11 protein-coding genes are annotated in these 12,052 nt (G+C 34.6%); 7 read left to right on the forward strand and 4 right to left on the reverse strand.

Going from position 1 to position 12,052, the window contains the following annotated elements; translation table 11 throughout:
- Nucleotides 1-7: 7 nt before the first annotated feature.
- Nucleotides 8-706, reverse strand: a complete 699-nt coding sequence (locus BN1226_RS08245) for a SanA/YdcF family protein (RefSeq protein WP_044470774.1) — start codon at nucleotides 704-706, stop codon at nucleotides 8-10.
- 193 nt (nucleotides 707-899) lie between these two features.
- Between BN1226_RS08245 and metX the strand changes: the two genes are divergently transcribed.
- Nucleotides 900-1,979, forward strand: coding sequence for a homoserine O-acetyltransferase MetX (metX, locus tag BN1226_RS08250; RefSeq protein ID WP_044470775.1), 1,080 nt, complete (start codon nucleotides 900-902; stop codon nucleotides 1,977-1,979).
- A gap of 183 nt (nucleotides 1,980-2,162) precedes the next feature.
- On the opposite strand, the gene folK is transcribed toward metX, so the two are convergent.
- The 3 genes from folK to dksA all read right to left on the reverse strand — a co-directional run bounded on the left by folK (nucleotide 2,163) and on the right by dksA (nucleotide 4,752).
- Nucleotides 2,163-2,648 carry a 2-amino-4-hydroxy-6-hydroxymethyldihydropteridine diphosphokinase gene (gene folK / locus BN1226_RS08255; protein WP_044470819.1) on the reverse strand — a complete coding sequence of 162 codons (486 nt, stop codon included), beginning with the start codon at nucleotides 2,646-2,648 and terminating at the stop codon, nucleotides 2,163-2,165.
- Nucleotides 2,648-4,000: a polynucleotide adenylyltransferase PcnB gene (gene pcnB / locus BN1226_RS08260; RefSeq protein ID WP_420835354.1), complete on the reverse strand. Its 1,353-nt coding sequence runs from the start codon at nucleotides 3,998-4,000 to the stop codon at nucleotides 2,648-2,650. The genes folK and pcnB overlap by 1 nt, the downstream gene beginning before the upstream one ends.
- Nucleotides 4,001-4,302: 302 nt before the next feature.
- Nucleotides 4,303-4,752, reverse strand: coding sequence for an RNA polymerase-binding protein DksA (gene dksA / locus BN1226_RS08265; RefSeq protein ID WP_005761238.1), 450 nt, complete (start codon nucleotides 4,750-4,752; stop codon nucleotides 4,303-4,305).
- A gap of 300 nt (nucleotides 4,753-5,052) precedes the next feature.
- On the opposite strand from dksA, the gene BN1226_RS08270 reads away from it, so the two are divergent.
- From BN1226_RS08270 to BN1226_RS08295, 6 genes are all read left to right on the forward strand, one after another.
- On the forward strand, nucleotides 5,053-7,443 hold the full coding sequence (locus tag BN1226_RS08270) for a DNA internalization-related competence protein ComEC/Rec2 (protein ID WP_077065004.1): 2,391 nt from the start codon (nucleotides 5,053-5,055) through the stop codon (nucleotides 7,441-7,443).
- Between the two features lie 75 nt (nucleotides 7,444-7,518).
- Nucleotides 7,519-9,267, forward strand: coding sequence for a lipid A ABC transporter ATP-binding protein/permease MsbA (gene msbA / locus BN1226_RS08275; RefSeq protein ID WP_420835360.1), 1,749 nt, complete (start codon nucleotides 7,519-7,521; stop codon nucleotides 9,265-9,267).
- Between the two features lie 81 nt (nucleotides 9,268-9,348).
- The gene (gene lpxK, locus BN1226_RS08280) at nucleotides 9,349-10,326 is read left to right on the forward strand and encodes a tetraacyldisaccharide 4'-kinase (protein WP_044470778.1); all 978 of its coding nucleotides are present in this window, start codon (nucleotides 9,349-9,351) and stop codon (nucleotides 10,324-10,326) included.
- Nucleotides 10,316-10,510, forward strand: coding sequence for a Trm112 family protein (locus BN1226_RS08285; RefSeq protein ID WP_044470779.1), 195 nt, complete (start codon nucleotides 10,316-10,318; stop codon nucleotides 10,508-10,510). The genes lpxK and BN1226_RS08285 overlap by 11 nt, the downstream gene beginning before the upstream one ends.
- Nucleotides 10,507-11,280, forward strand: coding sequence for a 3-deoxy-manno-octulosonate cytidylyltransferase (gene kdsB, locus BN1226_RS08290; protein ID WP_044470780.1), 774 nt, complete (start codon nucleotides 10,507-10,509; stop codon nucleotides 11,278-11,280). The genes BN1226_RS08285 and kdsB overlap by 4 nt, the downstream gene beginning before the upstream one ends.
- 34 nt (nucleotides 11,281-11,314) lie before the next feature.
- A complete protein-coding gene (locus tag BN1226_RS08295; RefSeq protein ID WP_044470781.1) occupies nucleotides 11,315-11,971 on the forward strand; it encodes a YidB family protein in 657 nt (218 codons plus the stop codon).
- Nucleotides 11,972-12,052 lie beyond the last annotated feature (81 nt).

Here is a 12,052-nt window from a genome sequence, read left to right on the forward strand (position 1 = left end):
AGGTTTATTATGGGGTATTTTGAGTCGGAGAAGGTAAAGGTTCAGGTGTACCTAAAAAGTGCGGTTCTTTTTCAGTAAAAATTTCCCAAAGCATTAAGGCACGAGCAAAGATTTCTCTAAAGCGAACCATTGGGTAGTCTTTAGGGTATTCTGCACTATAGCAGATAGCATCAATGTGATTGAATTTGGCGATAAATAAAGCTCTTTCACAATGAAATTTTTGGGTAATAATTGTCATTGGTGTGGCGTGGAAAATTTCTTTTGCTCGGATAATCGAATCTAGCGTTCTAAATCCTGCAAAATCCATATGTAGATATTCTTCTTCAATGCCTTTTTGTCGGAGATCTTTAAACATTGTTCGAGGTTCATTGTATTGCAAAGTACGATTATCACCACTTAGTAATAAGTGATTAACTTTACCTGATTTAAATAAATTTTCTGCAGCCTCTAAACGATAAACATAGAATAAGTTTGGTGTATTTTTAGCAAAATATTTTGATGTGCCTAAAAGTAACCCATAAGGACGATAAGGTAGTTTATTTATATCAGTATAAACGTCATGGCGGACATAATATGCAATGCCCTGGTCAATAGCGATTAAGCTAAGAATACTGATAGCAAATAGAACAGAACAAATTTTAATAAGAAGCTTCAAAGGGGCTAGAAAAGAAACAATGTTTGATTGTATTCCTTTATATCCTGACATTTAAACATCTCTCACTTGATTAATCCTTAAGTGGAGATTAATCAAAAATTCTTTTAAGTTCAAGTGCAATTTTTGATAAATAAATTTTGGACGTCTAAACGTCTAAAATTTCTTGACAATATTTATGCTTAGAGATAGTTTATATTGAACTCTGCAAAGACAGAGAAGTATTTTTTAATTTATGGGTTATTTAATGTCAGTAAAAATAGTTAAGCTCTTTACCGAAAACACTTTAAAACTCACTTTAGGCGGTCAACTAGAAAATGTTGAAGTAGCTTATCAAACCTATGGTAGATTAAATGAGAATAAAAGTAATGTTGTGTTAATTTGCCATGCATTAACAGGTGATGCTGAACCTTATTTATCTAAAAATGAACAGCATGCTGAAGGCTGGTGGCAGAGTTTTATGGGGGATGGGCTGGCATTAGATACGGCTAAATATTTCTTTATTTGCTCAAATGTATTAGGAGGTTGTAAAGGTACAACGGGGCCAGCCTCTATTAATCCCGTTACTCAAAAGCCTTATGGTAGCCAATTTCCTAATATTACTGTTCAAGATATTGTTCACGTACAAAAAGCTTTACTTAATTATTTAAATATTTCTCAATTACATGCTGTCATTGGCGGATCTTTTGGTGGAATGCAGGCAACACAGTGGGCAATAGAATATCCAAATGATGTTGCACGAGTGATAAATCTTTGTTCTTCTTTAACATTTAGTGCAGAAGCAATAGGTTTTAATCATGTGATGCGTCAGGCAATTATTAATGATCCTAATTTTAATCATGGGGATTATTATGATGGGAATCCACCAGATAAAGGCTTGTCTATTGCTCGTATGATAGGCATGTTAACTTATCGAACTGATCTTCAATTAGCCAAAGCATTTGGACGTGCAATTAAAACAGAAGGTGAGTTTTGGGGAGATTTTTTCCAAGTTGAATCTTATTTGAGCTATCAAGGCAAAAAATTCTTAGCTCGTTTTGATGCTAATAGTTATTTGCACTTATTGAGAGCTTTAGATTTATATGATCCAAGTATTGGCTTTGAAAATATAAAACAGGCATTATCTCGTATTAAAGCAAAATATACTTTAGTTTCAGTGACCAATGACCAATTATTTAAAGTGGCAGATTTACATAAAAGTAAAACTTTACTTGAGCAAGCGAATGTCAATTTACATTATTATGAGTTTATGTCGGACTATGGACATGATGCTTTTTTAGTGGACTATGATATTTTTGAACAAAAAATTAGAAATGGATTAGTGTAGATGCTAACTGATTTAATCATATAAAGAAAAATGCATTCCTCTGACTGCATTTTTCTCTTTATATTTTAATTGGTTATGAATAAATACTCAGTTAGTAACTCTATGTAGACTGACATGTTGGACTAGATTCATCCTAATATACTTTTAATGACTAAGCTGTAATGTATTTTCTAATTAGAAGTATTATTTGTCATTAAGGATAATCATTTGATGTGATTTGAAGTTTTCCATTAAATGCATCAGTGTTTGCTGATTAGGTAGCACTAGAGTAGGTGCTATTTCATATAATGGCACAATAACAAATTCTCGATTATTCATGTCATAGTGAGGAACCGTAAGCCTTTCAGAACTAATCACTTGATTATCATATAGCAAAATATCTAAATCTAAGGTCCTTTCTCCCCAACGGCGCAATCTTACTCGGCCTTGTTCATTTTCAATATGTTGTAAAGAATCTAATAAGGTTAATGCTGATAAGTTTGTTTTTATCTGCGCAACAGCATTGACATAATCAGGCTGATCTTGAGGTCCAAGCGGTTTGCTTTGATAAAACGAGCTAACTTTTACTAATTTGGTTTCAGTTAGCTCATCAATAGCCTTTAATGCTGATTTGAGTTGTTCTACGGGGGTATTAAGATTACTGCCGAGAGCAATAAAAGCATCTTTCATCATAGATGATTATTTACCATAGGTTTGTTTTTTGGTTTACGCTTACGTGAGCGATAGAATTTTTTCTTCGGTTTAGGATGATTCTTATCTTGCTCTTTTACTAACATATTGCGTTGTTCGCCATTACTCAATTGATACTCATGCCACCATGCAGATAATTCAATGGTTTCACCGCCTTCAATTTCGGCTCTCATCGCAATTAAATCAAATGCAGCACGGAATTTAGGATGTCCCATTGTTTTTTCAGGTGCATTACCATGACGTTTTAATAGTTGTAATTGCAGAAACCAAATATCTCTGATTACGCTAGTGTGACGTCGTGGAGCAGCTAATGCAGCACAGAATAAATCTAGAATTTCATTACTAGCTAAAGCATAAGCATCATGGTTATTTAATCCACCTTCATTTTTCAAGATTTCCACTTTTTCTCGTAATGGATACCAAAAGAAAGCTGCAAATAAAAACGCAGGATTAATCCGTAATTTGTCAGCTATGCGTTCATCTGTTGAAGCTAATGCAATCGTAATCATACGTTCAGCAAAACTGTCTTCACGTTCAGTAAAATATGGCATCAATGCAGGGAATAATTGTTCGAATAAATGATATTCACGTAATAATTTATATGTTTTTACCCCAAAACCACATTGTAAAAGCTTTAAACTTTCATCAAATAAACGTGCTGGTGGAATATTTTTTAATAAATATGCTAACTCACGAATTGGCTTTTCACTTGATTTATCTAAGAACATATCCAATTTTGCCATAAAACGAATAGCACGTAGCATACGTACTGGATCTTCTTGATAACGAGTAACGGGATCACCAATTAAACGTAATTTCCCAGATTTTAAATCTTCAATACCATTGAAGTAATCAAAAATAAGATTATCTTTAGGGCTATAGTAAAGTGCATTAACAGTGAAGTCTCGGCGTTCTGCATCTTGCTCTAATGTACCATACACATTATCACGTAATAGCATGCCTTCGTCACTTTGCTTAGAGGCATTTTCATTTGCAATATTGGTATGATTTGCTCGGAATGTCGCAACCTCAATGATGTCACGTCCAAACATAATGTGAGCTAAACGAAAACGACGGCCTACAAGACGGCATTGACGTTGGAAAATTGCTTGAATTTGTTCGGGACGTGCATTCGTCGCCACATCAAAATCTTTAGGATTTTTATTTAAAAGTAGGTCTCTTAAACATCCGCCAACAACATAAGCTTCATAGCCATTACGATTAAGTTTTTCCACCACAGTTAGCGCATTTTTACTAATCATTCTTGGATTAATGCCTAATTGTGTTGCTTTAATCGCATGTTTATTTTGCAGACGTTGTGCATTCTGCATATTTTTAGCAACTTTTTTTGGAGTATGTTTTTTAGGCTGCTCGAGTTTATTTTCTACTCGTTCAGTTTTAGTCGTTGTTTGACTGAGATGATGTGCCTGTTTATTTATTTTTTTATTAAACAGGTTTTTAATATAACTTAAAATAATTTGCCTCGTTTATTGATCTAAAATTAGAAACTCGTTTCGCTTGATATGAAAAAAATGGAGCGAATCATAATTCTAGAAATTGCTCTCTTATAAATATACCTATACCTCCTAAATAGGAGGTATATAAGAGATAGTGAAGAGATTAGTTTTTTAAATTAGTGTCCCATTTGTTTTTCACGTACTTCAGCAAGGGTTTTGCAGTCGATGCAAAGATCTGCGGTTGGACGAGCTTCTAAGCGACGAATACCAATTTCAACACCACAAGAATCGCAGTAACCGAAGTCTTCTGTTTCTAATTTTTTTAATGTACTTTCGATTTTTTTCATAAGTTTACGTTCACGATCCCTTGTACGTAATTCTAAACTAAATTCTTCTTCTTGAGTTGCACGGTCTGCGGGATCTGGGAAATTTGCAGCTTCATCTTGCATATGATTAACCGTACGGTTAGTTTCTTCAATAATTTGGCTGCGCCAAGCTTCTAAGATTTTTTTGAAATGAAGTAATTGTGCTTCATTCATATATTCTTCGCCTACTTTTTCTTTATAAGGCTCTACGCCCGCTAAAGCTAAAAGGCTTAAAGATGCTTTGTTTGTATTTGCAGTCATTTTGATCTCCTAATATAAATCATCCATTTAATTTAACTGCACTTTATTGGTATTTGCTTAAGTGATCAGAAAAATTAAACTCAAAAATACAAAAACTAACTTAATAGGTATTTTGAAAGGCGTTATAAATAGCAGAACTTTTCTCATTTGGCAAACAAATTTACCTGAACTGATAAAAATTTTAATTAATTTGTTTTTTTTGTGATCTTTCCCTCAAAAATGAAAATAAAATTTGCTGGTTAACATCATTTCTTTCTAACTTTAGATTGGTATTGGAATTTTTTTATTCATGGATTGAATATGGGTTACTTTAAGTTGGAAGTAGTTTGTCTGTTTATTATCATTAATTGTTTGTTATTACTCTATTTACCTGTAAATTTGTTAATCACAACAAAGGCTTTTCTAATTATTTTTAGTTGCTTTACATTTCTGATTATTATCGTTTTTAAGCATCAATTTTGGCGACAGATTGTTTTATATTTATTCATCGCGCTAGGGATTATTTTTTATATTCATTCCAAACCATTATCATTAATTCATCAGGCTGATGGGGTACAAAATTTTTCACAAAAAATGAATGTGAAGTTTACAGTTAATGAAATTGTGCATCAGCAAAATTATCAAACTTTGATTATTACCACGAGATTATCTCCAGAATATCCAGAACAGCGTATTTATGCTAATTGGCGTGTTAATGAACCCGTAAAAGTAGGAGAGACTTGGCAAGGTGAATTACGCTTACGGGCAATTTCCTCCAGGTTAAATCAAGGTGGTTTTGATAAGCAGAAATGGTACTATTCACATGGTATAACTGCTTGGGCAAGTATTAAAAGTGCGGTCAAAATTGAAGAAAATTTATCTCTTCGGCAAAGATTGTTTAACCATTATTTTAAACAGACTCAAAATTTATCTCATCAAGGTTTATTGATGGCATTATCTTTTGGTGAGCGAGCTTGGCTAGAGCCCAATGTCTGGCAAGTTTATCAACAAACGAATACGGCTCATTTGATTGCAATTTCAGGCTTGCATATTGGTTTAGCGATGTTTATTGGTGTGATGCTAGGGAAGGGGATTCAGTTTTTACTTCCTACACATTTGATTAAACCTCAGTTCCCGCTTATTGTCGGATTAGTTTTATCTTTTATTTATGCTGGATTGGCAGGTTTTGCTATTCCGACATTACGGGCATTTATTGCCTTGCTAGTTGTTAGCAGTTTGAAATTATTGCGATTTCATTATAATCCGTGGCAACTGTTTATTCGGGTTATTGCGGTTTTATTATCGTTTGATCCTTTAATGGTTTTATCTAGTAGCTTTTGGCTTTCCGTTGGTGCTGTTTTTTGCCTTATCCTATGGTATCAAGTTTTCCCTCTGAGTTTAATTGAATGGAAGGGGCAACCGATAAAAGGAATATGGCGTTGGTTTTTAGGATTAATTCACTTACAAATTGGGTTACTCTGGTTATTTACACCTATTCAATTATTTATATTTAATGGTATTTCTTTAACTGCATTTTGGGCAAATTTACTTATTGTGCCATTATTCAGCTTGTTATTAGTACCATTGATACTTTTTGCTTTATTCACAAATGGCGCATTAGCGAGCTGGTGGATCGCTAATCAATTAATAGATTATTTCACCGCATTATTAAGTTTTTTTCAAAATTATTGGATCAATATTAGCCATTCCATAGCTTACTGGGTTTCTGTCATTCTATGCGGTTTATTTGTCTTGCTAATGTATTGGGTTTATCAGAGAAAACATCAACCTCGAGATGTATATGATTACTTAAAACCTAAAAGATTTTCCTTAAAATCCGACCGCAGTTTATCTCCCATCTTATATTGGAATATTTGTTTTATTGCATTATTAGGTGTTATTTCAGCTTCTATTGGATTTGCTCTACAGTTATTGAATAAACCTAATTGGCAATTTGAAACTTTAGATATAGGTCAAGGTCTTGCTAATCTGTTAATTAAAGATGGACATGCTATTTTATATGATACAGGCGCAGGCTGGAAAGAAAGTAATATGGCAGAAATTGAAGTGATTCCCTATCTAAAAAGGCAAGGTTTGCAATTGGACTGGTTGATTCTAAGCCATGATGATAATGATCATTCAGGTGGTGCGAGTGCTGTGTTACAAGCTTATCCTGAAGTGAAGCTAATGATGTCATCACAACAAAATTATGGCAAAACTGACCGCACTTTTTGCCAACAAGGTATTGAATTTCAATGGCAAGGTTTACAAATTAAGGCATTAGCACCAAAACAAATAGTACAAAGAGCAAAAAATACACATTCTTGCGTATTATTGGTTGATGATGGTTATCATAAACTGTTATTAACAGGAGATGCTGATATAGCAGAAGAAACTCAATTTATTCCTCAATTAGATAAAATTGATGTTCTACAGGTTGGTCATCATGGTAGTAAAACATCAACTAGCAAAGCCTTGTTAGATAAATCCCATCCTAGAATTGCGATTATTTCTGCAGGACGTTGGAATCAATGGCATTTTCCTCATAAGATAGTCACAGAACGATTAAAACAGTATCAAAGTGCGGTCTATAATACGGCAATATTGGGGCAAATATCCTTACTATTTTATCCAGATAGAATAGAATTAGATTCTGCTAGAAATCCTTATTCCCCTTGGTTTGAACAAGTTGTAGGCAAGATCCCAGATTGATATTTGGATCATTGTCTAATATAGGGTACAATGCGCCAAATTATATCATTCGGACATTGAGAATTTATGCAAGAAATGGAAAAAAAAGATCTGTCAACAAGTCAGACATTTAAACGTTTATGGCCAACTATTGCACCTTTCAAATTAGGCTTAATTGTTGCAGGTATAGCATTAATATTTAATGCCTTGGCAGATTCAGGTCTCATTTATTTGCTTAAACCTTTACTAGATGATGGCTTTGGTCAAGCAGATCATACATTTCTGAGAATTATGGCATTTGCTGTAGTTGCTATTATCTTTGCTCGAGGATTGACAAACTTTGTGGCATCTTACTGCATTAGCTGGGTATCAGGCAAAGTAGTGATGACAATTCGTCGTCGAATGTTTAAACATTTAATGTTTATGCCTGTTGCGTTCTTTGATCAAAATTCTGCGGGTAAATTACTTTCTCGAATTACCTATGATTCTGAAATGGTTGCTAATTCCTCTTCTAGCTCATTAATTACCATTGTTCGTGAAGGTGCTTATGTGCTTTCATTGCTAGTGGTTATGTTTTATACCAGTGTCAAATTAACCCTCGTCCTTTTTGTTATCGGTCCAATTATTGCGGTTTTAGTGCGCATGGTTTCTAAGATATTCCGTAAGTTAAGTAAAAACATGCAAGACTCTATGGGGGAGTTAACTTCTGCGACTGAACAAATGCTAAGAGGCCATAAAGAAGTTTTATCTTTCGGTGGGCAAGCTATCGAAGAAGAACGTTTTAATCATGTAAGTAATGATATGCGTCGTAAAGGTATGAAAATGGTCACAGCAGATGCAATTTCTGATGGTGTTGTGCAAGTCATCGCTTCATTAGCATTAGCGGCTGTGTTATATCTTGCAACCTTACCAACCATTATGGATGATAATTTGACTGCGGGATCCTTTACGGTTGTGTTCTCATCAATGCTTGCGATGTTACGCCCAATTAAATCTTTAACCAATGTAAATGCTCAGTTTCAACGTGGTATGGCTGCTTGCCAAACTTTGTTTGGTTTACTTGATTTAGAAATTGAAAAGGATACGGGAACTTATAAAGCAGAGCCTGCTAAAGGTGAAGTCGAATTTAAAAATGTCAGTTTTGCTTATGCAGATAAAGATGAATTAGCATTAAAAAATATTTCCTTTACCTTGCCTGTAGGCAAAACTTTTGCATTAGTTGGACGTTCAGGTTCAGGTAAATCAACTATTGCGAATTTGATGACACGTTTTTATGATGTTTCACAGGGTGAAATTTTGTTAGATGGCGTTAATATTAAAGATTATCAATTAGCTAATTTACGTGAAAACTGTGCAGTGGTATCCCAACAAGTGCATTTATTTAATGATACTATTGCTAACAATATTGCTTATGCGGCAAAAGATAAATATAGCCGTGAAGAAATTATTAAGGCAGCAAAAGCCGCTTATGCTTATGAATTTATCGAACAGTTACCACAAGGTTTTGATACTGTCATTGGCGAGAATGGGGCAAGTTTATCTGGTGGTCAACGTCAACGATTAGCTATTGCACGTGCGTTATTACGTAATTCACCAGTATTGATTTTAGATGAAGCAACTTCAGCTTTAGATACAGAATCAGAACGTGCAATTCAAGCCGCACTTGAAGTGTTACAAAAAGATCGAACTGTATTGGTCATTGCACACCGTTTATCAACTATTGAAAAAGCCGATGAAATTTTAGTAATTGACCATGGTGAAATTTGTGAACGTGGTAATCATACTGAATTGCTCGCTTTAAATGGTGCTTATAAACAGTTGCATAACATGCAGTTTAACGGTTAATTATTATATATAATGGTGCAAGCCTTTAGGTATTTGAGCTTGTGCCTTTTAAATTAAATCATCTATTGAAGAGAAGTTACAATGAATTTTTGGTATTCAAAATCCTGGATCGCCTATTTATTATTACCATTCTCTTGTCTATTTTGGCTAGTGAGCAGTTGTCGCCGCTGGCTTTTTCAATCTGGTATTTCTAAATCCTATAAAGCCCCTGTTCCTGTTGTAATTGTTGGTAATTTATCTGTGGGAGGCAATGGCAAAACCCCCGTGGTGATTTGGCTAGTTAAAGCGTTACAAGCTGAAGGATTAAAGGTAGGTGTGATTTCTCGAGGGTATGGTAGCCAGGCAGAGGTTTATCCATTACTTGTCACCAGTGAAACAGATCCTGTAAAAGGAGGCGATGAACCAGTTCTTATTGCCAAACGTACAGAAGTACCCGTTTGTATTTCCCCGAATCGTCAACAAGCGATAGAATTATTATTATCAAAATTTCCTTGTGATGTTATTGTCAGTGATGATGGTTTACAACACTATAAACTTCAACGTGATTTTGAAATTGTAGTAATGGATGCGGTGCGGGGTTTAGGTAATGGTTTTCTATTGCCAGCAGGCCCGTTACGAGAATTATCAAGTCGTTTGGATTCAGTAGATTTAATTATCGCTAATGGTCAAGCAAATCAATATAGCCAAGCAATAATGAATTTAGTGCCTCAATATGCGATTAATTTACTGACAAATGAAAAACGTTCTTTAACTGAATTTAAATCAGGTTCTGCCTTTGCTGGAATTGGTAATCCGCAACGTTTCTTTTTAATGTTACAAAATTTAGGTATTCAATTAAATAACACCTATGAGTTTCAAGATCACCAGAAATTTAGTGCTGAATTATTCGAAAAATTTGTTAAAAATGAACCGCACTTTATGACTGAAAAAGATGCTGTTAAATGCCTTCCTTTTGCTCAAGAAAACTGGTGGTATGTGCCTGTCGAGGCTGAAATTAAGGGAGAAAGTGCGGTAGAATTTATTAAAAAAATTACGCAGAAGGTTAATGATGGACGGTAGATTACTGGAAATTATTGCTTGCCCAATTTGCCAAGGTCGATTGCAATATGATAAACCCCATGAGCGTTTAATTTGCCGCTTTGATCATGTCGCCTATTCAATTAAAGAGGGTATTCCTGTTTTACTGCCTGAAACAGCGGTTATGCTTAATGAAGATAATCATATCTCTAAGGATATAAAATGACAAAATTTACTGTAATTATTCCTGCCCGTTTTGCATCAAGTCGTTTACCTGGTAAACCACTTGCAGATATTGCAGGCAGACCAATGATTATTCATGTGCTTGAGAAAGCTAAATTATCAGGCGCTAGCAGAGTTATTGTTGCTACAGATAATGAAGATGTGAAAAAAGTAGTAGAACAATTTGGTGGTGAAGTTTGTATGACTTCTGAAAAACATAATTCTGGAACTGAGCGTTTAGCTGAAGTGGTGGATAAATTAAATATTCCAGATGATGAGATTATCGTGAATATTCAAGGGGATGAACCTTTGATTCCACCAGTAATTGTTTCTCAGGTAGCAGAGAACTTATGTAAATTTAATGTAAATATGGCAACTTTGGGAGTTAAAATTCATGAGTCTGAAGAACTTTTCAATCCCAATGCCGTCAAAGTGTTGGCCGATAAAGATGGGTACGTTTTATATTTCTCTCGTGCAGTGATTCCTTGGGATCGAGATCAATTTGCGAAGTTACAATCAGGACAAATTGAGATGGCACAATTAAAATTATCAGATCATTATTTACGTCATATAGGCATCTATGCTTATCGTGCGGGTTTCATTAAACAATATGTGCAATGGCAACCTAGCGCATTAGAGCAAATAGAAAGCCTAGAACAATTGCGTGTACTTTGGTATGGTGAAAAGATTCATGTAGAATTAGCTAAAGAAGTCCCCGCAGTAGGTGTTGATACACCAGAAGATCTTGAGAAAGTCAGAGCTATTTTAGCTTAATCCTAAAGTTTATCTCTATTAAGGAACATCTATCATGTTAGAAAAAATTATTGGTGCGGTAATTAGTAATGCATTAGGCGGTAATTCAAATAATGGTCAAAATTCATCATTAATAACCAATGTATTAGGTTCATTACTACAATCACAAGGTGGTATGGAAGGTATTTTCAATCAATTACAAAAAGGTGGGTTAGGTGATGTATTAGAATCTTGGATTGGCACAGAACGTAATCAACCAATGCATTCAAATCAGGTATCAGAAGTATTTGGTGAGGATACTATTTCACATGTGGCTAAACAAGCGGGTGTAGATAAATCACAAGCACAAGATATTTTATCTCAAGTATTACCACAAATTATTGATATGTTAACACCTAATGGTCGTGAAGGTGGTGTTCAAACTGATAGTCTTGCTCAAGCAACTCAACGTGCACAACAAGAAGATGGTTTCGGTTTAGATGATTTACTTGGAGGGGTACTAGGTAGTGTATTAGGTGGTGGCATGAGCCAACAACCTCAACAACCTCAACAACAAATGCAACAAGCTACAGAAGGCGGTTTAGGTGATCTATTAAATCAAGTATTAAACCAACAAACTCGCACAAGCCAAACTCGTGCACCAAGTTCAAATAGTGAATTAGCACAAGATATAGGTTCAATCTTAAATGGTTTCTTTGGTAATCGTTCCTAATTAATAACTTGATTTTAGTAAGGCACGTACATTTCTGTTCGTGCCTTATTTATTTCTATGATAGTATCTTAGGAAGTAAAA

Source organism: Mannheimia massilioguelmaensis, from assembly GCF_000940515.1.
GTDB lineage: Bacteria > Pseudomonadota > Gammaproteobacteria > Enterobacterales > Pasteurellaceae > Basfia > Basfia bettyae.

Excerpts from the sequence above, each read along its gene's own strand:
- BN1226_RS08245 (WP_044470774.1), bottom strand. The coding sequence starts at position 706 with ATGTCAGGATATAAAGGAATACAATCAAACATTGTTTCTTTTCTAGCC.
- metX (WP_044470775.1), top strand. The coding sequence starts at position 900 with ATGTCAGTAAAAATAGTTAAGCTCTTTACCGAAAACACTTTAAAACTC.
- folK (WP_044470819.1), bottom strand. The coding sequence starts at position 2,648 with ATGAAAGATGCTTTTATTGCTCTCGGCAGTAATCTTAATACCCCCGTA.
- pcnB (WP_420835354.1), bottom strand. The coding sequence starts at position 4,000 with ATGCAGAATGCACAACGTCTGCAAAATAAACATGCGATTAAAGCAACA.
- dksA (WP_005761238.1), bottom strand. The coding sequence starts at position 4,752 with ATGACTGCAAATACAAACAAAGCATCTTTAAGCCTTTTAGCTTTAGCG.
- BN1226_RS08270 (WP_077065004.1), top strand. The coding sequence starts at position 5,053 with ATGGGTTACTTTAAGTTGGAAGTAGTTTGTCTGTTTATTATCATTAAT.
- msbA (WP_420835360.1), top strand. The coding sequence starts at position 7,519 with ATGGAAAAAAAAGATCTGTCAACAAGTCAGACATTTAAACGTTTATGG.
- lpxK (WP_044470778.1), top strand. The coding sequence starts at position 9,349 with ATGAATTTTTGGTATTCAAAATCCTGGATCGCCTATTTATTATTACCA.
- BN1226_RS08285 (WP_044470779.1), top strand. The coding sequence starts at position 10,316 with ATGGACGGTAGATTACTGGAAATTATTGCTTGCCCAATTTGCCAAGGT.
- kdsB (WP_044470780.1), top strand. The coding sequence starts at position 10,507 with ATGACAAAATTTACTGTAATTATTCCTGCCCGTTTTGCATCAAGTCGT.
- BN1226_RS08295 (WP_044470781.1), top strand. The coding sequence starts at position 11,315 with ATGTTAGAAAAAATTATTGGTGCGGTAATTAGTAATGCATTAGGCGGT.